Genomic DNA, 21,458 nt, shown 5'->3' on the forward strand with positions numbered 1-21,458 from the left:
TCGTTATTACGGGGGTGTTTGGATATGGCGCCGGCGCATAAGCGGCCACGCCCCGCGCCGACGGCGCGCGCCGGCCCGGCATGCCGGCGCCGCGTGGCCACGCCGCAGGCCGGGCCTCAGAACGGCTTGACCACCACCAGCGTCACGATGACCGCCGCGGCGACCACCGTGAGCGGCGCGTACAGGTCGACCAGCGGCGCGCGCTTCGCGCTGCCCTGGGCCTGGCGGCGCAAGGCCGCGCTCTGCACGCCCAGCAGGCCCGACAGGACCAGCGCCAGCGCGATCTTGATCCAGATCCAGGTCATGGCGAACCAGCCGAAGGTCACGGCCAGGTGCAGGCCGACCAGCCAGGCCAGCACCATCGCCGGCGTGGTGACGAACAGCGTCCAGCGGCGCAGGGCGCCCAGCATCTTGCGTTCCCTGGGCGCCTCGTCGCTGTCGGGCGGCTGCGACGACAGCAGGAACAGCGACACGAACAGGGAGCCGCCCAGCCATGCGACCACGGCGGCGACATGCAGCATTTTGAGTAATTGGTAGGTCATGCGCGCGATTATCGCCGCAGTGGCGAATCGCGGGGGCTGGACGGGGCCCGAAGGCTTGCGCCAGGACAAAGGCGGATGCCGGTCCGGGTTGGCCCGGCCTGACCGTCGCGCCCCCGGCGCGGGCGCGGCAGCCGTATGCCGCGTCACCGGGCTTGCGGCATCGCGCGCGTCACGGCGTTTGGCCGGCGGGCGCGCGCGCCAGCGCCGCAACCTGCGCGGCGGGCGCGGCGCGCTCGCCTTCTTCCCGCGCCAGGCTGCCTCGGTACTTGCCGCAGCCTGCCGCCAGCAGGCCGATGCACAGCAGCGTGGCCACGCCGATCAGCAGCGACATGGAATGCCCCACCGCCGCCGGGTCGCGAAACAGGCGGTCGGTCAGCAGCGCCACCGCCGTGGTGCCCAGCCCCAACCCGACCAGGTTGGAGATCAGCAGGAACAGCGCCGACACCTGGGCACGCAGCTGGTTCGGCGGCAGGATCTGCATGGCCGCCGTGGACGTCGGCATGGGGAACGAGGCGAAGAACATCGCCGGCAGCAGCAGGCCCACCGACAGCCACAACCCGTTCGCCTGGGTGAAGGCCACGGCCGGCAGCGCCATGCCGATCGCGCCGATGACGCCGGCGCGCAGGGGCGCGTCGCTGTAGCCGCGCCGCGCCAGCCAGTCCATCAGCCAGCCGCCGCAGAACACGCCCGCGGTGTTGGCCACCAGCACCACCGTGCCCAGCATGTAGCCCGCCTCCACCGGCGACAGGCCGAACTTGCGCATGTAGAAGGCCGGCGTCCAGCCCAGCAGGCAGAACAGGATCATGGCGTAGAACGAAAACCCCAGGTAATGGCAGCAGAAGGTGCCGCGATGGCGGCCCAGGAAGCGGAACAATGCGCCCGCGGTGGGCTTCTGCACCCGCCCGTCGGCGTCGTGGCGCAGGCCCTTGCGCTGCGGATCGCGCACGGTCAGCAGGATCAGCAGCGCCACCAGCACGCCGGGCAGGCCGACGATGAAGAACGTCACCTGCCACGACCGCAGTTCGCCCACGCCGGGCAGGCGCACGCTATCCACGCTCTTGAGCAGGTCGATGACATAGCCGCCGATCAGGAACGCCAGGCCGCCGCCGATGAACGAGCCGATCGAATAGATGCCCACGGCGCGCCCGAGCTTGTGGCGCGGGAACATGTCGCTGAGCATCGAATACGTGGCCGGCGACAGCGCCGCCTCGCCCACTCCCACGCCGATGCGCGCCAGGAACATCTGGCCGAAGTTCTTAGACAGGCCGCAGGCGGCGGTCGCCAGGCTCCAGAAGGCCACGCCGATGGCGATGATGCGGGGCCGCGAATAGCGGTCGGCCAGCAGCGCGATGGGAATGCCCATGAAGGCGTAGAACAGCGAGAAGGCCAGCCCGTGCAGCAGGCTGAACTGGGTGTCCGAGAGCTGCAGGTCGCGCTTGATGGGTTCGATCATCAGGGCCAGGATCTGCCTGTCGACGAACGAAAATATGTACGCTAGCATGCAGATCAGGACGACATACCATTCATAGGCATAGCGTTTCTGCGCCGCGTCGGTTCCGGTATCGCCCGTCATGTTCTTCCCTTGTATCGCAATGGGATCGCGCCGGCCGCATCGAGGCGGTGGCGGCGTCCCGCTGTCTGGTTCGCCATTCCGATGGCTGCATCTGTTGTAGGCCTTTGCGCCGGCCGGCTCTATACCGGGTGCGCAACGGCTATTCCCGGGGCGCAGGAAAGCATGTTCCACGATACCTACCCGCTGCAACGCCATTGCCTGCTGGATTCGGGCAATCTTTCCGAAATCACCGACCAGGTCAGCCAGCACCTGTGGTCGCACCGCATGTGCGTGGCGCGCGGCGATCCTCTGCAATCGCGCCTGTATGGCGTGTTCTTCGGCAGCGCCGCGCTGTTCGACCTGCACTATGGCGCCGAGGTCGAGATCGACGCCGGCGACATCGCCCGCTACTACCTGGTGCGCGTCACGCTGCAAGGCGCCGGACAGGTCACGCTGGGCAAGCGCAGCGCGGCCCTGCGCGAAGGCGGCCTGACCATTTCGTCGCCCTCCGAGCGCAGCGTGCTGCGCATCGGCCCGGATTGCCGCAGCCTGATCCTGCGGGTCGAGCGGCAGGCGCTGGAACGCCAGCTGCAACAGTTGCTGGACCGTCCGCTGCGCCAGGCGCTGGTGTTCGATCTGGAGGCGGCGCCCGGTTCGGCCGGCCTGGCGGCGGTGCAGGAAACGCTGGACTACCTGTGCAGGCTGTACCAGCACCCCGCCATCGAAGGCGTGACGCAGATATTGGCGGCGGGCTTTTCCGATTACCTGGTCTCGCTGCTGCTGATGCAGCTGCCGCACAACTATTCCGAGGCGCTGCGCGCCGATCGGCGCCAGCCGCTGCCGCTGCACGTGCGGCGCGCGCGCGACTACATCGAGGACCACATCGACGCGCCCATCGCCCTGCCCGACCTGGCCGCGCATTGCGGCGTCTCGATCCGCACCTTGCAGAACGGCTTCACCCAGTTCCTGCAGCAGAGCCCCAGCGACTACCTGCGCAACCGCCGCCTGGCGCTGGCGCACGCGGCGCTGGGCAACGCCGGCGACGGCGACAGCGTCACCGACATCCTGCTGCGCTGCGGCGTGACCAGCTTCGGCCATTTCGCCACGCACTACCGCAAGCGCTACGGCTGCCTGCCGTCCGACACGCTCCGGCAGGGCCGCGCCCGCGCCTGTTGAAGGGCGGCGCGCGAGGTCTGTTCAAGCGCGGGGCGCCAGGCCCATTGCGGTGGCGGGTCGCGCCTGCCGACGCAGCGGGCCGCGCCCCGCCGCGCATTCCCTTGCCGATTCCGTATTCCGCTTGCGCCTGCGGCGCAGTCCTCCGAGCCGGCCATCGCTAGGATCGAAGCTCTCACGAAGGAGCTCGATCATGCGCATCGGCGTTATTGGAGGCGGCCACGGCTGCTACGCGGCGGCCGCCGACCTGGCGGAAAAAGCACATCGGGTGCGCCTGTGGCGCCGCGACGCGGCGGCGTTCGACAGCCTGCGCCGCGCCGGCGCCCTGGAAGTCACCGACTATCGCGGCACCCGCCGCATCGCCCTGGGCGAGGCGCCCGGCCAGATCGAGCTGACGGCCGACCTGGCCGCCGCCACCGCGGGCGCGCAACTGCTGGTGATTCCGCTGCCGTCCACCTCGCATGCGGCGCTGGCGCCCGAGCTGGCGCCGCACCTGCGCGACGGCCAGGTGGTGTTCCTGCCGCCCGGCACCTTCGGCAGCTATCTGTTTGCCCGCGCCCTACGCCAGGCCGGCAACCCGGCCGAGGTCGCCTTTGCCGAGACCGGCACCCTGCCCTATCTGGCGCGCAAGCACGGCGACCGCGTCGTCATCAGCGCCTACGCCACGCGCCTGCCCACCGGCGTATTCCCGAGTCGCCTGGCCGACTCCGCGCTGGCAACGCTGGCGCAGGCCTATCCGAGCATCGAACCGATCGAGGACGCCCTGTCCGGGGCGCTGATGAACGCCGGCCCGGTGATCCACCCGCCGCTGATCCTGATGAACGCCGGTCCGCTCGAACACTTCGAACGCTGGGACATCCACAACGAGGGCACGCAGCCGTCGATCCGCCGCGTGACCGACGCGCTGGACGCCGAACGCATCGCCATCCGCGCCGCGCTAGGCTACGCCGCGCCGCATTTCCCGCTGGCCGACCACTATGCCAGCGAGGGCGACGAATGGATGTATGGCCGCGGCGCCCACGGCAAGCTGACCGACAGCGGCGACTGGCGCGAAACCATCGACCTGGGCACGCACCGCTACATGCTGGAAGACACGCGCCTGGGCCTATCGTTCCTGGTGTCGACCGGCCGCTGGGCCGGCGTGCCCACGCCGGTGGCGCAGGGCCTGTTGAGCGTGGCCTCGGCCGTGACGGGCCGCGACCTGTACGCCGAAGGCCGCACGCTGGAGGCGCTGGGGCTGGACGCCCTGTCGCGCGCCGACATGGCCGCGCTGCTCGCGCAAGGATGCTGACCATGGAACAGACCTTGTGCGTGGTCGGCGCCGGCCGCATGGGCATGGGCATCGCGCTGTCATACATCCATGCCGGACTGGACGTTACGCTGATCGACATCAAGCCGCGCGCGCGCGGCGAACGCGCCGAAACCTTCGCCCGCGTGCTGGGCGGCCTGCGGCGCGAACTGGGCACGCTCGTGCGGTTGGGCCTGCTGGACGAGGCCCAGGCCGACACCGCGCTGGGCCGCGTGCGCCTGGTGGCGCGCGAGGACGCCCTGGCCGACCTGGCCCGCGCCCGCGTGGTGTTCGAGGCGGTGCCCGAGCAACTGGACATCAAGCGCGACACCTTCGACTGGCTCGGCGAGGCCTGCGCGCCGGACAGCGTCATCGCCTCCACCACCTCGACCTTCCTGGTCACCGAACTGGCCGACATGGTGCGCGCGCCCGGCCGCTTCCTGAACGCGCACTGGCTCAATCCCGCCTACCTGATCCCGCTGGTGGAGGTGAGCCCCGGCCCGCGGACCAGCGACGTGGCGTTGCAGGACCTGCTGGCGGTGCTGCGCCTGGCCGGCAAGACGCCGGTGCGGTGCGCGCCCGCCGCCGGCTACATCGTGCCGCGCATCCAGGCGCTGGCCATGAACGAGGCGGCCCGCATGGTCGAGGAAGGCGTGGCCAGCGCCGAGGACATCGACACCGCCGTGCGGCTGGGCTTCGGCCTGCGCTTCTCGGTGCTGGGCCTGCTGGAGTTCATCGACTGGGGCGGCGGCGACATCCTCTACTACGCCTCGCGCTACCTGTCCGGCGCGCTAGATACGCGCTTCGCGGCCCCGGCCATCATCGAACGCAACATGGAACAGGGGCGCAACGGCCTGCGCGAAGGGCAAGGCTTCTACGACTATGGCGGCATGGACGTCGAAGCGTACAAGCTGCGGCGGCTGGGCGAGTTGTGCGCGCGGCTGGAGATCATGGGGCTGCTGCCGAGGTTCGACGGCGCCAGGGCGGCCGGCCAGGCGCGCCCTGCGGCCCGATCCTGAAGGCCGCTGCGCGCCGGCCGGCGGCATTCACGGCGCCAGCGCCTCGAGCACCCGCAACGCCAACCGCACCCGCGCCTGGTTGGGATAGTTGCGGTTGGCCAGGATCACGATGCCGAGCTTGCGCGACGGCACGAATGCCACGTAGGCGCCAAAGCCATTGGTGGCGCCGGTCTTGTTGACCCACACCGACTGCCGCGGCGCCAGCGGCGGTTGCAGGGCCTTGACCGGCAGGGTCTCGAACGCGACCTGGGCGGAGTTGCCGCGCACCAGGTCGTCCACCGCCACCGGGTAGCGATACTGTTCCCAGATCAGGTCCTGCGTCATCGCGCCCAACTGGTAATAGCCGGTGTGGGTCTCGGCGATGGCACGCTGCAGCGTGGCGTCAACTGGCACGGCGCCCAGATTGATCTCGATGAAACGCAGCATGTCGCGGGCGCTGGACTTCACGCCGTAGGCCTCGTCGGCCAGCACGCCCGGGTTCACGCGCACCGGCGCGTCCTGCTTGTCGTAGCCCTGGGCGTAGTCGGGCATCTTGCGCGGCGGCACCTCCAGCCAGGTGTCGCGCAGGCCCAGCTTGGGAAACAACTGCTGCTCCATCGCCGCCACGTAGGACTCGCCCAGCGCGCGTGCCGCCACCACGCCCAGCATGCCGATGCTGGGGTTGGCATAGGTGCGCTTCGTGCCGGGCGCATACTGCGGGGTCCAGGCCTTGAGGTAGTCCATCAGTTGCGCCGTGTTCTGGACCGCGTCCGGCACCTGCAAGGGAAAGCCGCCGGCGGTGTGCGTGGCCAGGTTCACCAGCGTCAGCTTGGCGAATTCGCTGCCTTGCAGCTCGGGCACCCACTTGGCCGGACTGTCGGCCAGCGACAGGCGGCCCGTGGCCTGCGCGTAGGCGGCCAGCGTGACGGTGAAGGTCTTGCTGATCGAACCCAGTTCGAACAGGGTGTCGCTGGAAACGGCGCGGCGCGGCTGGCGCGAGGCGTCGCCATAGTTGAAGAAGCGCTGCTCGCCATTGTGGCTGACGCCGATGGCCATGCCGTCGATGCCGTATTGGCGCATGACCTCGGCCACCGCGGCGTCGACGGCGGCGGTGGCGCGATCGGCCTTGGCGGGCGTGGATGCCGGTGTCGCGGACGCCTGGGCGGGGGATGCCGGCGTGGATGTCGGCGAAGATGCGGGCGTGGATGCGGAGGCCGATGCCGTGGCTGCCTTGGCGGCGGGCGCTTGCGCAACGGCCGGGCTGGCCGAGGCGGTGCCGGCCAGGGCCAGCGCCAACGTCGCGGATAGCAGGGAAATACGGAACATTGCCGGAGCGCGCATGCGGGATCGTCCTTTCGTTTTCTGACCGGCGCGTGCCGCGCGGGTTGGCGCCCAGTGTAGAGCCTATCCGCCTCCTTCCTGGTATTAACCCTGAGTCCCGCTCGCGGCAGATTTTGGCTATTCTCACTGCGTCGATTCAAAACCCCGCAGAAGAGTCCCGTCCCCCGTGACGGGCGCCGACGGAGCAACCGCCCCGGAAACTCTCAGGCAACAGGACTGCGCGGTCTAGACAATCTGGAGAGAGGCGCCTGGCGCCCACCGAAGGGGAACCCGCGCCCTCGCGCCCGGGTGAAGCTCTCAGGTACAGAGACAGATGGGGTGCCGCGATCATCGGATCGTGGCCACGCCATCTGGAGCCATCATGCCCCGCATCGCCATCATCGGCGCCGGTATCACCGGCGTCACGTCCGCCTACGCCTTGAGCAAACTGGGCTACGACGTCACCGTCTACGACCGTCAGCGCTATCCCGCCATGGAGACGTCCTACGCCAACGGCGGCCAGTTGTCCGCCAGCAATGCCGAAGTCTGGAACAGCGCCGCCACCATCCTGAAAGGCCTGCGCTGCCTCGGCCGCCACGACGCGCCGCTGCTGCTCAATCCGCGTCCGAGCTGGCACAAGTATTCATGGCTGGCCCAGTTCATGGGGCAGATCCGCAACTATCGCCAGAACACCATCGCCACCACGCGCATGGCGATCGAGGCGCGCCAGCACCTGTACGCCATGGCCGAGGAGGAAGGCATCGATTTCGACCTGGAGCGCCGCGGCATCCTGCACATCTACCACGATGCCGCCAGCTTCGAGACCGCGCGCCGCGCCAACGCGCTGCTGCGCGAAGGCGGGCTGGAGCGGCACGCCGTCACGCCGGAGGAAATCCGCGGCATCGAGCCGACGCTGCAAACGCCCTGCCACGGCGGCTTCTATACGCCGTCCGACGCCACCGGCGACATCCACAAGTTCACCAGCGGCCTGGCGCGGGCCTGCGCGCGCCGCGGCGTGCGCTTCGAACAGGATGCCGACATCCGCGCCATCAGCCGCGACGGCCTGCCCTACGTGCTGGACCTGGCGCGCGAGGACGGCACGCGGCACGAACAGCACGAGACCGACGCCATCGTGGTCTGCGCCGGCGCCGCCAGCCGCCAGTTCGCGCGGCAATTGGGCGACAGGCTGAACATCTATCCGGTCAAGGGCTATTCGATCAGCGTGCACCTGGACGACGCCGCCAGCCAGGCCGCCGCGCCCAGCGTGAGCCTGCTGGACGAGGCCGCCAAGATCGTCACCAGCCGCCTGGGCGACCGTTTCCGCGTGGCCGGCACGGCCGAGTTCAACGGCTTCAACCTGGACATCCGCGCCGAACGCATCCAGCCGCTGGTGGACTGGACCCGCCGCCACTTTCCCGGCGTGCGCACGGCGCGCGTGGTGCCCTGGTGCGGGTTGCGGCCGATGATGCCCGACATGATGCCGCGCGTCGGCCCCGGCAAGCGGCCCGGCGTGTTCTACAACACCGGCCATGGGCACCTGGGCTGGACGCTGTCGGCGGCCACGGCGCAGATGCTGGCGGCGAGTGTGCGGGAGGGGGTCGGACTGTCGTAAAGCCATTGCGGCAGAGCACAGGCCGGGAGCGGGCCGGACGCGGACCGGCCCTCAATACCCCAGCAGCCGCGGCACCGAGGAGGCCAGCAATGTCAGTCCCGAGCAGGTCAGCAACCCCAGCACCAGGCGGCGGAACGTGACTTCCGATATGCCGATGTACAGGCGCGTGCCCAGCAGCGTGGGGATCAGCATGGCCGGCGCCACCACGGCGAACATGGGCGCCATGTCGCGCGTGACGATGCCCGTGGCCAGGTAGGTGGCCATGGTCACGGCCAGCATCGACAGGTTGAAATTCTGGATCACGGCGCGCTGCGTGTCCTTGCCGAAACCGCGCAGCGTGCACCAGAGGGTCGGCACGCTGCCGGCGAAGCCGCCGATGCCGCCCATCACGCCGCCCACCAGTCCGACCGCGCCGTCCCCCCAGCGATTGCCGCCGATGCGCGGCAAGCGCTGCGCCATCAGCATGACCGGACACCACAGCGCCAGCAGCGCGCCCAGCACGGCCTTGAACCAGTCCATGTCCAGGTGCGGCAGGATCAGGACGCCCAGCGGAATACCGGCCAGGCCACCGAGCAGGAAGGGCCACAGCAACGGCCAGTTGAAGCCGCGCCGCACCGAGAATACCGCCAGCAGCTGGCCGGTGAGCGCGCCGAACACGGCCAGCGCCGCCGCCAGCCGCGGATCCAGCACCCAGGCCCAGAACGACATGGCCACCATGCCGAAGGCAAAGCCCGACAGGCCCTGCACGAATCCCGCCACGGCCGCCCCGACGGCGACTATCCACACCGCATCCATTGCCCTGCGTCTCCTTGTTGTCGTGTCCGGCGTCGGAAGGATCGATCCGTCCGGCTCTCGTGACGGCAGATTCTAGGCGCGTGTCGCGGCGGCCTTATTTGAAGTGTTGATGAGGCAATAGGTTTTCGGTGATGGCGGCGCGGTTCACAGGAAGATCGTGCCGCGCAGGTACAACGCGGCCTGGCCGCTGATGATGACGCGGCCGTTGTCGCGCAGCTCGCAGCGCAGCTGGCCCTTGCGCGCCCCGCCCTGCTCGGCGGTGAGCCGGGTCTTGCCCAGCCGCTCGCCCCAATAAGGCGCCAGCGAGGTGTGCGCCGACCCCGTGACCGGGTCTTCGTTGACGCCGACGCGCGGCCCGAACCAGCGCGACACGAAGTCGTAGCGGGTGGACGGCGCCGTCACCGCCACGCCGCGCACGTCGAATGCCGCCAGCGCGGCGAAGTCGGGCGCGAGGCCGTCGATCAGGCTTTCGTCGTCGATCACCACCAGGTAGTCGTCGGTGCGGTACAGCGCGCGCGCCGCCGGCAGGCCGAGCGCCCGCAGCAGGCCGTCGGGGATGGCTTCGGCCACCGGGCGCCTGGCGGGAAAGTCCATCGCCAGCCCGTCGCCGGCGCGCCGCACCCGCAGTTCGCCGCTGCGGGTGGCAAAGCGCAGCACCTCTTCGCTGGCGCCCAATTGCTCGAACAGCACCCAGGCGGTCGCCAGGGTCGCATGGCCGCACAGGTCGACCTCGACCGCGGGCGTGAACCAGCGCAGCTCGTGGATGTCGCCGCGGCGCACCACGTAGGCGGTCTCGGACAGGTTGTTCTCTTCGGCAATGCGTTGCAGCGTGGCGTCCGGCAGCCATGCCTCCAGCGGCACCACCGCGGCGGGGTTGCCGCCAAAGGGCGCGGCGGAAAAAGCGTCCACCTGGTAGAGATCGAGTTGCGGCATGAGGAATCCTGGAAAAAACGGTGAAGGCGGGACGCGGCGCCGCCATGCCGCATTTTGCTACGAAACGCCCGCGACTTCCCGCAGCAGCGCCTCCAGGCTGTCCAGTTCCGCCTCCTGGCGCGCGCTGTAGCCGATCACCACGCCCGCCGGCCAGGACACGCGCCGACAGAAATCCGCGACCGGCTGCAGCCCCACGCCCAGCGTGCGCGCCCGCGCCAGCAATGCCGCCACGTCGATGCCGGGCGGCGGCCACCACACCAGGTGAAAGCCCGCATGTTCGCCGCTGACTTGCAGCGGCGCCGCGCCCACCGCCTGGCGCAACATGCGCAGCACCCGATCGCGCCGCTGCGCATAGACCGGCCGCGCCCGCCGCACGTGGCGCGCGAAACCGCCGTTCTCCAGGAACGCCGCCAGCGTCATCTGCTCGACGATGCTGCCGGAGCGGCCCGTCAGGTAGCGGGCGCGGGCGAAGTCCGCCACCAGCGGCCGGGGCAGCACCGCGTAGCCGATGCGCAGGGCGTTGAACAGGGTCTTGTTGAAGCTGCCGCAGTGGATCACGCGGTCGGCGCGGTCCAGGCTTTTCAGGGCCGCCAGCGGCGCGCCGTCGTAGTTGAATTCGCTGTCGTAGTCGTCGTCCAGGATCCAGCAACCGGCCTGCTCGGCCCAGTCCAGCAGCTCCAGGCGGCGCGACACCGGCATGGTGACGCCGGTGGGCGACTGGTGCGCCGGCGTCACATGCACCAGCCTGACGCCGCGATGGCGGCGGGCGCCGGCCACCGAGAAGCCGTGCTGGTCGATGGCCACCGGCACCACGCGCTGCGTGTACTGGCTGAACAGCGGCATGGCATTGAGGTAGCCGGGGTCTTCCACCAGCACCTTGTCGCGCGGCGTGAGCAGAAGGCGCCCGCTGAGATCGAGGCCGTCGCGGATGCCGGTCAGCACCACCACCTGGTCGGCATCGCAGGCAATGCCGCGCGCCGCGCCGAGATAGCGCGCGATCTGTTCGCGCAGGGGATACCAGCCCTGCGGATCCTCGCGCGCCAGTTGCGCCGCCGTCACCCGCCGGGCGCTGGCCAGCAGGCCCTGGCGCCAGGCCGCCATGGGGAACAGCGAGGCGTCGGCGCCGCGCGCGGTGAAAGGCGGTTCGTGCCGCAAGGGAGGAACCGAACGGTCGGCATCCCGCGGGGCCGAGCGCGGCGCGGCGTGCGTGGCGGCAGCGGGCGCCGTGGCCGTATCGCCCGGCAGTCCGTGGCGAAAGAAATTGTCCGGGATGACCGCCGCCACATAGGTGCCGGACCCGACCGCGCCGGCGGTATAGCCTTCGCCGCGCAACTGGTCGTAGGCGGCCTCGACGGTGGAACGGGCAACATGCCAGCGCGCCGCCAGGCTGCGGGTGGACGGCAGCCGCCCGCCCGAGGGCAGGACGCCGCGCAGGATGCGCTCGCGGATCTGCCGGTACACCCAGGACTGCTTGGATTCGTCCGGGCGCGGCGGATCGACCGGCAGGTCCAGGCTGGCCTCCTGGCGGGTATCGCGCGAAAGTGGCTTGGTCTGGTTCATGAAAATGGCCCTATTTCATCGAGCCATTCTATCGCTACATTGCCCCCATCGCCCCCCGGGGCACGCCACCGGAATCGCGCCATGTCCACGCCCGCCCACGCCATCACCCTCGAGCACGGCCGCTTCACCAGCGATGGCAGCACCTCGATCCTGGAAGCCGCGCTGGCCCAGGGCGTGGCCGTGCCGTTTTCCTGTCAGCGCGGCGAGTGCGGGTCGTGCCGGGCCCAGGTGGCCGGCGGCGCCTACGCCCGCATCGCGCCGCCCACCGAGCGCACCTATGTCACCGCCGCCGACGAATTGCTGATGTGCCAGTGCCGGGCGACCGGTGACCTGGCGCTGCGCTTTGCGCACTGGCAGGCGCCGGCGCAACCGGCGCGCCACTACCCGGTGACGGTGCTGTCGCGGGTACCGCTGACCGCCGACGTAACCCAGCTGATCGTGGCGCCCCACGACGCCGCCGGTGCCTTCACCTGGCAGGCCGGGCAGCATGTGCGCTTCCTGATGGAAGATGGCGGCGAGCGCCCGTTCTCCATCGCCAGCGTGCCGGCCGCGGCCGGCCCCGCCCGGCTCGAATTCCACATCCGGCGCATGCCCGGCGGCGGTTTCACCGAACGGGTGCTGCCGCGCCTGATGCCCGGCGACACGCTCACCCTGGCGGGCCCGCACGGCGCCTGCGTCTGGCCGGCGCAGGGCTGGGCCGAGGCGGTCCAGGAGCTGGTGCTGCTGGCCACCGGCACCGGCTATGCCGGCGTCCACGCGATCATGATGGCGGCATTGCAGGATCCGCGCATCAGGCGCGTCACCCTCTATTGGGGCGGCCGCGACGAGGACGACTGCTACGCGGGCCCGCTGCTCAACGCGCTGCAGGGCAAGCACAGCGGGTTCCAATGGCAGGCGGTGCTGTCGCGGGCATCCGCCGCGCCCGCCTGGCACGTGCAGGACGCCGCCCTGGCCGCGGACCACGACTGGCCGCGCACGGTGGCCTACGCCTGCGGCAACCCGGCCATGGTGCGCGCGGCGCGGGATCGATTGTGCGCGGCCGGCCTGCCGCCGGACCGCTTCGTGTCCGAGGCCTTCGTGCCAGCGCGGGATCGGCCCGCCACGCGCGTCGCGCCGGCCCCGACCCACCCGTGGGAACAGGTCGGCCAGCGCTTCAGCCTGGACGGCATCCTCGACGCCCGCCGCCGCTCGCGCGAGGCGGTGCGCGAGATTGCCGCGCTGCTGCGGCCCGGCATGACCACGCGCGAGGCGGTCACGGCGGCCGATGCCCACCTGCGACGCATGGGCGCGTCGCACAACTGGCACCCGACCTACGTGCGCTTCGGCCCCGACTCGCAGTCGCCGGCGGTGCAGCCCACCGACTTCCAGCGCCGGCTGCGCGACGATGACGTGTTCGTGGTGGACATCGGCCCGGTCTGGGACGGCTACGAGGGCGACTATGGCGATACCTTCGTGCTGGGCGCGGATGCCGACCGCCGGCGCTGCGCCGAAGCCGCGCGCCAGGTGTTCCGGCGCACCCGCGAGGACTGGCTGCGCGGTCTGACCGGCGCGGCCCTGTACGACCGCGCCGAGGCCTACGCGCGCGACTATGGCTGCGAGCTGGTGCGCGAGGTGCCGGGCCACCGGGTGGCGGATTTTCCGCACGCGCTGTACGGCCGGCACCGGCTGGCGCAGGCCGAATTCGTGCCGGCCGACGGCATCTGGGTGCTGGAGATCCAGGTGCGCGACCGGACGCTGCCGATCGGCGCGTTCTACGAGGACGTGCTGTTGCGGGAGATGGCGGACGCGGCAGCTTGACCGGACTCAGGGTTTGTCCCAATGCCCGGCCTGTCGATCCGCCCCAAGCTCATACGTCGTCCCGATACGCACCACTTCCTTCAAAGGCGGATTCATCATGACGACTGGCACTGTTACCCTGCATCGCGTCCTGCGCGCATCACCCGACACCGTTTACCGCGCCTTCCTCGAGCCGGACGCGGTCGTGCGCTGGCTGCCCCCGTATGGCTTCACCTGCGAGGTCTTCGAGCTTGATGCCAAGGTCGGCGGCAGGCACCGCATGGCGTTCCGCAATTTCGGCACCGGCCACGCCCACGGCTTCGGCGGCGAATACCTGGAACTGGTGCCGGGCGAGAAGATCCGCTACACCGACGAGTTCGACGACCCGAACCTGCCGGGCCGCATGCAGACCACGATCACCTTGCGCAAGGTGTCCTGCGGCACGGAGATGACCGTGGTGCAGGAGAACATCCCCGCGGTGATCCCGACGGAGATGTGCTACCTGGGCTGGCAGGAATCGCTGGCCCAGCTGATGCGGCTGGTCGAGCCGCAGATCCCCGACTGAGGCCGATCAGCCCGCGCGTTCGGCCAGCTCGTCCAGCAGCTCGGCCGACGGCACGAAGAACAGGCTGCCGGTGACGGCGCGGCTGTAGTCGAGCAGGCGGTCGTAGTTGCCGGCAGGACGGCCCACGAACATGTTCTCGAGCATCTGTTCGATCGGCTTGGGCGAACGCGCGTAGCCGATGAAATAGGTGCCGAATTCGCCGGCGCCGGCGCGGCCGAACGGCATGTTGTCGCGCAGGATCTTGATCTCCTGGCCATCTTCTTCCAGGGTGGTCAGGGCGCTGTGCGAGTACGACGGCTTGACGTCGTCGGGCAGCTCGACGTTGGTGAGCTTGCGGCGGCCGATGATGAGTTCCTGCTGTTCGGTGGACAGCTTTTCCCAGGCGCTCATGTCGTGCAGGTACTTCTGCACCAGCACGTAGCTGCCGCCGGCGAAGGCTTCGTCCTCGTCGCCGATCAGGGTGTAGCCGGGCAGTTCGAACCCCTGCGGGTTCTCGGTGCCGTCGACGAAGCCGATGATGGCGCGCCGGTCGAAATAGCGGAAGCCGTGCACTTCATCGACCACCGTGGCCGCCGGGCCCAGCGCGGCCACCAGCAAGGTGGCCAGCTCGAAACAGGCGTCCATGGCTTCGGCGCGGATGTGCAGCAGGATGTCGCCCGGCGTCGACACGGCGACGCGCTCGCCCGTGCCGATCTCGCGGAACGGATGCAGGCCGGCGGGCCGCGGCGCGCCGAACAGCGTGTCCCAGGCGGCCGAGCCGAAGCCACAGACACAGGACAGGTCGGCGGCCACCGCGCGCGTGCCGACGGTGCGCACCAGGTTGCCGACGTCTTCACACCAGGCGCGCACGGCGGCGGCGTTGTCGGCGCCGGGGTTCAGCGTGGCGACGATGAAGATCGCGTAGCGGGCGTTGGGGCTGAGGACGGCTTGCGGTTCTACGGGTTTTTCAGGCATGGGATTCGATGGGGCCGGCGGCGGCCCGCGAGAAAGAAAAGGGGCGCTGGCAATATAGCCGATGCGGTCGCGGACCCGCGGCACGGGCGTGGCGGCGGGCGCCGCGGCTCATGCGGCGCCGCGTTCGCCACGAGCGGTCGGCGGGGCCAGTTCGGCGAGCAGTTCTTCCAGTTCCTGGCAATGGGTGCGGTCGTGCTCGAGCAGCTCGCGCACGATCTGTTCGAGCGTCATGCGGTGCAGGCCGTCGCGCAGGCCGCACCGCGCCAGCGCCGTCGCGTCCAGCTTGCGCAGCGAGGCGCACAACTGCGCCCGGCCGCGGCGGAACGAGGCCAGCGCGGCGTCCGGGTCATGCTCCTGGTAATCGCGCTCGGCCGCCAGGGCGCTGCCGTCGACGGAATCGATGCGCGGCAGCGGCGCGGCGAGAATGGCCTCGATGCGCTGGACGAACACGGTATCCAGGCCGCGCAGGAGGCAGACGTGTTCGGTGGCCGAAAACCCGGTTCCCTCGGGCCGGCGGGTACGCCAGGGCGCCGGCACGCGCGCCATCAGGCTGGCCACGGCGTCCGGCATGCGCGCCAGCCCGTCGATGACCCCGGCGAACGGCAGCGCCACGGGCCGCGGGCTGAACACCGCGCCATAGCTGAAAATCGCGCCCGCCACGCGGCCGCGCGCCTGCACCACCTCATGACCGTGGCGCCGCATCAGGTCGGCCACGAGCGCGCCGCAGAACTGCCGCGCGGTGGTGTCCGCCGCGACTTCGGGGAACATCGTTTCGACGTCGTCGCTGATGGCGGCGACGGCGGCCACGCCGACCCGCGACAGCGCCGCGTACTCGAGGTAGCGGCCCGGCTCGTCAATCAGGGCCTCGAGCTGCTGCCCGAGAGGGGTGGCGCGGAATCGGTCGAAACGGGAATGCATGGGCGGGGTGGCCGGTAACTGCGCAAAACGATACGTTACCAGCCAAGCACCGTCAACCGCGCGATGGCGGCGTTCGACGCCAGCACGGGCAGGCCGGGTGCCTCGCGCCCTGGCCCGGCGTCACAGATCATTCAAGGATTTCTCGCGCAGGTGCCGGGCGAGGAATTCCACCAGTGACCGCACCTTGCCTGCCATCAGCCGCTGGTGGGTCATCAACGCGAACACCGGCCGGGGCGGGGTTTCCGACGCCACCAGCAGCGGCTGCAGGCGCCCCGCCGCGACGTGGTCCGCGATCGCCCAGGCGGGCGCATAGACGATGCCGGCGCCGGCCGCCGCGGCCGTGACGACGCCGTCCACGGTGTTCGAGCGCATCCGGGTGCGCACCCGCACGGTCACCGGCTTGCCCTTGTCGATCAGCGTCCACGCATCCTCCGTCGCCAGGTGGCTGTACACCAGGCCGTCGTGTTGCGCCAGGTCCTGCAGGCTGTGGGGGATGCCGCGCCGCGCCAGGTAGTCGGGCGAGGCGCTCAGGACCCAGCGGATGGAGCCCAGGCGCCGGGCGACGAGGCTGGAGCTGGGCTGTTCGCCGACCAGCACGGCCAGGTCGATGCCCTCCTCCAGCAGGTTGACGGGGCGGTCCAGCAAATGCAGGTCGAGCGCGACCTTGGGATGCTGCATCAGGAACTTCGCCAGCAAGGGCTGCAGGTGCACCCGCCCATACAGCGTCGGCGCCGTGACGCGCAGCCGGCCCGAGGGCTCGGCGGCGTCGATCCGCATGCTGCTTTCCAGTTCGTCCATCTCGGCCAGCAGGCGCTTGGCCTCGGCGTAATAGCGCTGCCCCGCCTCGGTCAGGCGCAGGGCGCGGGTCGAGCGCACCAGCAGGCGGGTGCCCACGCGTTCCTCCAGCGCGCTGATGCGCCGGCTGACGGACGCCAATGAAATCCCGCTGACGCGCGAAGCGCCGCTGAGACTGCCCTGGTCCACGGCCGCCACCAGCAGCGCCATGCCTTCCGATCGGTTCACCCTGCCCTCGCTTTCGACGCGTTCCGCGGCCATCCTAATCGGTTCCAGTATTTCATATCTGCAAGGCTGCTTTCCGGATTTTGCTATTCACCGCAAGAAGCGCGGCTTTCATACTGGGACCGTCTGTTCCACCTGCCACCGTCTTTTCCGCCTCCCGTTTTCTGTCTCCCCCTTCAGTCCGCGATGCCAGCTTCCCCCGCTTCCTCCCCCGCCCCCCTGACTCCCGCCGCGCGCCGCTACGCGATGCTGGCCGTGTCCCTGTCGATCTCGATGGCGACGCTCGATACCTCCATGACCAACACGGCGTTGCCGTCGATGGCGTCGCAGTTGGGCGTCGGCGCGGCCGACGTGATCGGCGTGGTCACCGTCTATCAGCTGGTCATGGTGGCGACGATGCTGCCGCTTGCCGCGCTGGCGGGCAAGATCGGGCACCGGCGGGTGTTCCTGCCGGCGCTGTGGCTGTTCCTGGCCGCCTCGGTCTGGTGCGGCGCGGCGCAGTCGCTGTGGTCGCTGGAAGCGGCGCGGGCGGCGCAGGGCCTGGCTGCCGCGGCGCTGATGGGCTGCAACATGGCGCTGGTGAGCGCCATCTACCGCAAGGAGGAACTGGGCCGCGGCATGGGCCTGAACGCGATGATCGCGGCGGCGTCGCTGGCCGGCGGGCCGGTGCTGGCGTCGGCGATGCTGACGGTGCTGAGCTGGCACTGGCTGTTCTATGTGAACGTGCCCTTCTGCCTGGTGGCGTTGATGCTGGCCGGCCGGCACCTGCCGCGGTTGCCCGGCGATGGCAAGGCGCTCGACGCCGGCGCGGCCGTGCTGTGCGCGCTGGCGTTCGGGCTGGCCGTGCAGGGCCTGGAACGCGCGGCGCAACCGGACTGGGGCACCGCCCTGATCTGGGCATGCTGCGCGCTGAGCTGGGCACTGCTGCTGCTGCGCCGCGAACGCCTGAGCGCGCACGCGATCGTGCCGCTGGACCTGCTGCGCCTGGCGCCCTTCTCGATGGCCGTGCTGGTGTGCGTGCTGGCCTTCGCGGCGCAGGGCGCCGCCATGGTGGCGCTGCCGTTCCTGCTGAACCAGACGCTCGGCCGCGGCATCGCCGAAGTCGGGATGCTGATCGCGCCCTGGCCGGTGATGGGGGCTTGCCTGGCGCCGTTCTCGGGCAAGTGGTCGGACCGCATGTCCGCCAGCCTGCTGGGCGCGGTCGGCCTGGCGCTGCTGGCCGCCGGCCTGCTGATCGTGAGCGGGCTGCCCGCTGGCGCGCCGATATGGGCGGTGATGCTGCCCATGGCGTTGTGCGGCACGGGGTTCGGGCTGTTCCTGTCGCCCAACCAGCGCTTCATCATGTTCAGCGTGCCGGCGCACCGCGCCAGCGTGGCCAGCGGCCTGTCCGGCCTGGCGCGGCTGCTGGGCCAGACCATGGGCGCGGCGTTCGTGGCGGCATGCTTTGCCTTCAATGCCCGCGGCGGCGCCACCTGGGCCTTGTGGGTGGCGGTGGCGTTCGCGCTGGCCGGGTGCCTGAGCAGCGCCCTGCTCGAACGCCTGGCGCGGCGGACCCGCCAGGCCCTGGCGGCCTCGTAGCGGCCCCGCCCGGGCCGGGCGCCGCGCGTTCCGGCGAACCGCGCGACCTCCGGCTTGCGGCAACGCCGCCCGCCGTCATTGATAGCGTTCGCGGTAGCCCACCGGCGACATGCCGCAGTACTTGTTGAAGATGTCGCGAAAGGCCTTGGTGTCGTTGTAGCCGACCTCGTACATCACTTCGGCCACGCTTTTGCGCGAGCTTTCCAGGCGTTTCTTGGCGGCCTCGACCCGCACCCGCTGCACGTATTCGACGATGCTGTTGCCGGTGGCCTGGCGAAAGCGCCGCTCCAGCGTGCGGCGGCCCATGGCGTGGCGGTCGGCCAGGTCCTCGACGGTGATCTTCTCGGTGTAGCGGCTTTCGATGAAATCCTGCACCGCCCGCACCACCTGGTCGGCGTGCGACTTCTGGCCCATGAACACCGAGAACGGCAGCTGGCTCTGGCGGCTCCAGTCCAGCTGGAAGTACTTGGCGCACCAGATGGCGGTGTCGCGGTCGGTGTATTTCTCGATCAGGTGCAGCACCAGGTGCGCCGCCGAGAAGGCGCCGCCGCTGGTGTAGATGCCGTTGCCGGATTGGACCACGCGGTCGCAGCTCCAGTCGACCGACGGAAACAGGTTGGCGTACAGATTGCGCGCGGCCCAATGCACCACCGCCTGCTGGCCGTCCAGCAGGCCCCCGGCGGCCAGCAAGGCCGCGCCCAGGCACAGGCTGGCCACTTCGCCGCCGCCGCGATAGTGGCGGGACAGCCACTCGATGAGATCGCGGTTCGACAGCACCACGTCGGACACCGCGCCCAGCAATGGCGGCGCGATGCAGATGTCGATATCGCGGGCCTCGTCCAGCACCAGGTCGGCCTGCACGGTGATGCGGCCGTCGTCCAGGCTGACCTGGCGCGTGGCGGCCAGCGTGCGCACCGTGAAGCGCGCCGGCCGCCCCTGCGCGGCCAGGTATTCGTTGGCCACCAGAAAGCCGTGCCGGGCGGTTTCCAGCGAAGCGATATTGGCGCCGCTGGGCAGCAGGAACGCGATGTTTTTCATGCCGCCAAGCATACGCCTGCGGCCTGTCGCAATCCACCCTCAAGAATGTCGCAAACGCCTATCTGAAAGCGCCGCCGATCCCGATACAGTGACATCTGCCGGCATCGCTGCCGACATGGCCCGCGCGGACTGGCGGGTTCCGCGCCGGGGCCCACAACAACACCAAGTCAAGGAGCATCAGATGGAACAGTACATAGACGGTTACCTGTTGAGCGTCCCCAAGGCCAACCTCGAGGCCTACCGCAAGATGGCCGATCTGGCCGGCTCGATCTGGCTGGAGAACGGCGCGCTGGAGTATCGCGAATGCGTGGCGGACGACATCGACGGCGAAGGCTTCGGCTCGTTCAGCGCCGCGGCCAGCGCGCGCGAAGGCGAGACGGTGGTGTTCTCGTGGATCGTGTTCACCAGCAAGGCCGAGCGCGACCGCATCAACGCCAAGGTCATGGCCGATCCGCGCCTGAACAGCGTGTCGTGCGAAGGCGTGTTCGACTTCAAGCGCATGTGCTGGGGCGGATTCACCACGCTGGTCGGCAAATCGGCCCGCGCCCAGTAAAAAAAACCGGACGGCGTGTCGATCCCGGCGGCCTCCGTTCGTCGTAGGGCAAGGACGGGCAGGTTCGCGCAGGCGCGCCGCCCCTTCCACGAGCAACTTTCATCCAGGAATTTCGGAGACACATCATGGCGACCCCCGCAAAGCAGGCGATTCCCGACGGCATGCACACCCTGACCCCGCACATCGTGTGCGAAGGCGCCTCGGACGCGATCGCGTTCTATCGCAAGGCCTTCGACGCGCAGGAACTGGCGCGCCTGCCCGGTCCAGGCGGCAAGGTGATGCACGCGGCCATCCGCATCGGCGATTCGGTGGTGATGCTGATGGACGATTTTCCCGAGTGGGGCAGCCTGGGACCCAAGGCGCTCAAGGGCACGCCGGTGACCCTGCACCTGTACGTGGAAGACGTCGACGCGGCAATCAAGCAGGCGGTGGCGGCGGGCGCGCAGGTCACCATGCCGGCGGCCGATATGTTCTGGGGCGACCGCTACGGCCAGGTGGTGGACCCGTTCGGCCACCGCTGGTCCATCGCCACCCACAAGGAAGACCTGACGCCCGAGGAGATCCAGGCGAACATGGCCAAGATGGGCCCGATGGAAGGCTGCGGCGATCCGGCCCGCAAGCCGGGTTGAATGGCAATGCGCGGTCGGCGGCGCGCCGCCGGCACGCGCGCCCGGCGTCAGGCCGGGTATGGGCCCAGGAAGTCCAGCTTGCCGATCGGCACGCCGGCGTGGCGCAGGATGTCGTAGGCGGTGGTGACGTGGAAGTAGAAGTTCGGCAGCGCGAACGTCAGCAAGTAGGCGTCGCCCCGGAATTCGGGCTTGAACTCGCCGAAGCTGAGCGTGATCGTGCGGGCTTCGGCGCCGTCGAGCTTGTCGGCCGGCACCGAGCGCAGGTAGGCAATCGTGTCGGCGACGCGCTGCCGCAGTTGCTCGAAGGTGGTTTCCTCGTCCGGAAAGCGCGGCGATTCGACCTGCGACAGGCGCTGCACGGCGAACTTGGACGCGTCGCTGGCGCGTTGCACCTGGCCGGACAAGGGATACATGTCCGGCGCCAACCGGGCATTGACCAGCTCGGCGGGATCGATGCCATTGGCGGCCGCGTGCGCCGCGCCTTTTTCCAGCAATGTGGCCAGGACGCTCAGGCCGCGAATGAAGACAGGCACCGAGGCCTGGTAAATGGACAGGGACATGATGGGAAGTTCCGAATAGGCTTGCCTGGCCGGCGACCGGAACGGCGCCGGGGATCGCGGGCGTGCCGCGATGTTACCGCCCCGCCATGGCACG

Annotated in this window: 20 protein-coding genes and 2 riboswitches; of the genes, 9 read left to right on the forward strand and 11 right to left on the reverse strand. The window is 70.0% G+C overall.

Annotated elements, in window-relative coordinates; all coding sequences use genetic code 11:
* Positions 1–116 precede the first annotated feature (116 nt).
* Together AC6CR5_RS10360 and AC6CR5_RS10365 are read right to left on the reverse strand one after the other, a co-directional pair.
* Complete coding sequence (locus AC6CR5_RS10360; RefSeq protein WP_026383017.1) at positions 117–542, reverse strand: CopD family protein; 426 nt, start codon at positions 540–542, stop codon at positions 117–119.
* A 169-nt stretch (positions 543–711) separates the two neighbouring features.
* Positions 712–2,115 carry a spinster family MFS transporter gene (locus tag AC6CR5_RS10365; protein WP_498085595.1) on the reverse strand — a complete coding sequence of 468 codons (1,404 nt, stop codon included), beginning with the start codon at positions 2,113–2,115 and terminating at the stop codon, positions 712–714.
* Between the two features lie 162 nt (positions 2,116–2,277).
* On the opposite strand from AC6CR5_RS10365, the gene AC6CR5_RS10370 reads away from it, so the two are divergent.
* The 3 genes from AC6CR5_RS10370 (at position 2,278) to AC6CR5_RS10380 (ending at position 5,574) form a co-directional block, all read left to right on the forward strand.
* Complete coding sequence (locus AC6CR5_RS10370) at positions 2,278–3,270, forward strand: AraC-like ligand-binding domain-containing protein (protein WP_200221576.1); 993 nt, start codon at positions 2,278–2,280, stop codon at positions 3,268–3,270.
* Between the two features lie 190 nt (positions 3,271–3,460).
* Positions 3,461–4,558, forward strand: a complete 1,098-nt coding sequence (locus AC6CR5_RS10375; RefSeq protein ID WP_437257496.1) for an NAD/NADP octopine/nopaline dehydrogenase family protein — start codon at positions 3,461–3,463, stop codon at positions 4,556–4,558.
* Between the two features lie 2 nt (positions 4,559–4,560).
* Positions 4,561–5,574 (forward strand): 3-hydroxybutyryl-CoA dehydrogenase, encoded by a 1,014-nt coding sequence (locus AC6CR5_RS10380; protein WP_437257495.1) that lies wholly within the window; start codon positions 4,561–4,563, stop codon positions 5,572–5,574.
* A 27-nt stretch (positions 5,575–5,601) separates the two neighbouring features.
* On the opposite strand, the gene blaELC is transcribed toward AC6CR5_RS10380, so the two are convergent.
* Positions 5,602–6,894 carry an ELC family class C beta-lactamase gene (gene blaELC / locus AC6CR5_RS10385; protein WP_498085596.1) on the reverse strand — a complete coding sequence of 431 codons (1,293 nt, stop codon included), beginning with the start codon at positions 6,892–6,894 and terminating at the stop codon, positions 5,602–5,604.
* A 137-nt stretch (positions 6,895–7,031) separates the two neighbouring features.
* A riboswitch (glycine riboswitch) is annotated at positions 7,032–7,123 on the forward strand.
* 1 nt (position 7,124) lies between these two features.
* Positions 7,125–7,211, forward strand: a riboswitch (glycine riboswitch).
* A 44-nt stretch (positions 7,212–7,255) separates the two neighbouring features.
* On the opposite strand from blaELC, the gene AC6CR5_RS10390 reads away from it, so the two are divergent.
* Positions 7,256–8,485: a D-amino acid dehydrogenase gene (locus AC6CR5_RS10390; RefSeq protein ID WP_498085597.1), complete on the forward strand. Its 1,230-nt coding sequence runs from the start codon at positions 7,256–7,258 to the stop codon at positions 8,483–8,485.
* Between the two features lie 51 nt (positions 8,486–8,536).
* Here the strand turns inward: AC6CR5_RS10390 and AC6CR5_RS10395 are convergent, their stop codons facing one another.
* The 3 genes from AC6CR5_RS10395 to pdxR form a co-directional block, all read right to left on the reverse strand.
* Entirely contained in the window at positions 8,537–9,280 is a 744-nt protein-coding gene (locus tag AC6CR5_RS10395) for a sulfite exporter TauE/SafE family protein (protein ID WP_054445506.1), read from the reverse strand.
* A gap of 144 nt (positions 9,281–9,424) precedes the next feature.
* Positions 9,425–10,213, reverse strand: coding sequence for a PhzF family phenazine biosynthesis protein (locus AC6CR5_RS10400; protein WP_024069624.1), 789 nt, complete (start codon positions 10,211–10,213; stop codon positions 9,425–9,427).
* A gap of 57 nt (positions 10,214–10,270) precedes the next feature.
* Positions 10,271–11,773, reverse strand: coding sequence for a MocR-like pyridoxine biosynthesis transcription factor PdxR (gene pdxR / locus AC6CR5_RS10405; protein WP_498085598.1), 1,503 nt, complete (start codon positions 11,771–11,773; stop codon positions 10,271–10,273).
* Positions 11,774–11,854: 81 nt separating this feature from the next.
* Here pdxR and AC6CR5_RS10410 point away from each other — a divergent pair, with 81 nt between their 5' ends.
* Together AC6CR5_RS10410 and AC6CR5_RS10415 are read left to right on the forward strand one after the other, a co-directional pair.
* Positions 11,855–13,570: an NAD(P)H dependent flavin oxidoreductase family protein gene (locus AC6CR5_RS10410; protein ID WP_498085599.1), complete on the forward strand. Its 1,716-nt coding sequence runs from the start codon at positions 11,855–11,857 to the stop codon at positions 13,568–13,570.
* Between the two features lie 97 nt (positions 13,571–13,667).
* Entirely contained in the window at positions 13,668–14,114 is a 447-nt protein-coding gene (locus AC6CR5_RS10415) for an SRPBCC family protein (RefSeq protein WP_020928567.1), read from the forward strand.
* Between the two features lie 6 nt (positions 14,115–14,120).
* Here the strand turns inward: AC6CR5_RS10415 and AC6CR5_RS10420 are convergent, their stop codons facing one another.
* The 3 genes from AC6CR5_RS10420 to AC6CR5_RS10430 form a co-directional block, all read right to left on the reverse strand.
* Positions 14,121–15,068: a Dyp-type peroxidase gene (locus tag AC6CR5_RS10420; protein WP_498085600.1), complete on the reverse strand. Its 948-nt coding sequence runs from the start codon at positions 15,066–15,068 to the stop codon at positions 14,121–14,123.
* Between the two features lie 108 nt (positions 15,069–15,176).
* Positions 15,177–15,986 carry a DinB family protein gene (locus AC6CR5_RS10425; RefSeq protein WP_155869126.1) on the reverse strand — a complete coding sequence of 270 codons (810 nt, stop codon included), beginning with the start codon at positions 15,984–15,986 and terminating at the stop codon, positions 15,177–15,179.
* A gap of 120 nt (positions 15,987–16,106) precedes the next feature.
* Entirely contained in the window at positions 16,107–17,009 is a 903-nt protein-coding gene (locus tag AC6CR5_RS10430; protein WP_035199863.1) for a LysR family transcriptional regulator, read from the reverse strand.
* Positions 17,010–17,192: 183 nt separating this feature from the next.
* Here AC6CR5_RS10430 and AC6CR5_RS10435 point away from each other — a divergent pair, with 183 nt between their 5' ends.
* Positions 17,193–18,584: an MFS transporter gene (locus AC6CR5_RS10435; RefSeq protein ID WP_498085601.1), complete on the forward strand. Its 1,392-nt coding sequence runs from the start codon at positions 17,193–17,195 to the stop codon at positions 18,582–18,584.
* Between the two features lie 75 nt (positions 18,585–18,659).
* Here the strand turns inward: AC6CR5_RS10435 and AC6CR5_RS10440 are convergent, their stop codons facing one another.
* The gene (locus tag AC6CR5_RS10440) at positions 18,660–19,634 is read right to left on the reverse strand and encodes a GlxA family transcriptional regulator (RefSeq protein ID WP_047991276.1); all 975 of its coding nucleotides are present in this window, start codon (positions 19,632–19,634) and stop codon (positions 18,660–18,662) included.
* Between the two features lie 169 nt (positions 19,635–19,803).
* Between AC6CR5_RS10440 and AC6CR5_RS10445 the strand changes: the two genes are divergently transcribed.
* Together AC6CR5_RS10445 and AC6CR5_RS10450 are read left to right on the forward strand one after the other, a co-directional pair.
* Entirely contained in the window at positions 19,804–20,175 is a 372-nt protein-coding gene (locus AC6CR5_RS10445; protein ID WP_006385397.1) for a DUF1428 domain-containing protein, read from the forward strand.
* A 125-nt stretch (positions 20,176–20,300) separates the two neighbouring features.
* Positions 20,301–20,804: a VOC family protein gene (locus AC6CR5_RS10450; protein ID WP_006385398.1), complete on the forward strand. Its 504-nt coding sequence runs from the start codon at positions 20,301–20,303 to the stop codon at positions 20,802–20,804.
* A 47-nt stretch (positions 20,805–20,851) separates the two neighbouring features.
* Here the strand turns inward: AC6CR5_RS10450 and AC6CR5_RS10455 are convergent, their stop codons facing one another.
* Positions 20,852–21,364, reverse strand: a complete 513-nt coding sequence (locus AC6CR5_RS10455) for a DUF1993 domain-containing protein (protein ID WP_020928574.1) — start codon at positions 21,362–21,364, stop codon at positions 20,852–20,854.
* Positions 21,365–21,458 lie beyond the last annotated feature (94 nt).

This window comes from Achromobacter sp. EG18 (assembly GCF_059759395.1).